The organism is Methylobacterium nigriterrae, from assembly GCF_037106235.1.
Lineage (GTDB): Bacteria > Pseudomonadota > Alphaproteobacteria > Rhizobiales > Beijerinckiaceae > Methylobacterium > Methylobacterium nigriterrae.
The window spans coordinates 1-252 of sequence record NZ_JBAWTG010001061.1; the positions used below are offsets into that span (position 1 = coordinate 1).

The following is a 252-nucleotide window of genomic DNA, read 5'->3' on the forward strand; positions in this document are numbered from 1 at the left end:
GAGGCTGAGGGCTGCGCCCGCTACCACAAGCCGTATCGTCCCGAGGCCGAGGGCGCACTCGCCCTGCCGCAGCATGAGTTTGGCATCGACGTCTTGGCGCTGGTCGGCGTTTTGCGTCATCGCGAGCACCGCTCGGTGCCGGAGATCCACGCGATCCTGCGCGCGCGCGGCGTGCACATCGCGGAGCGCAGCGTCACCAACCTACTCGACCGCTACGACGAGGTGATGGCCGCCCAACTCGGCGATTCCGCT

1 pseudogene is annotated in these 252 nt (G+C 68.7%); it reads left to right on the forward strand.

Features of this window, described 5'->3' with window-relative positions:
• Positions 1–252, forward strand: a pseudogene (locus WDW90_RS40240) (ISNCY family transposase); the annotation flags it as partial.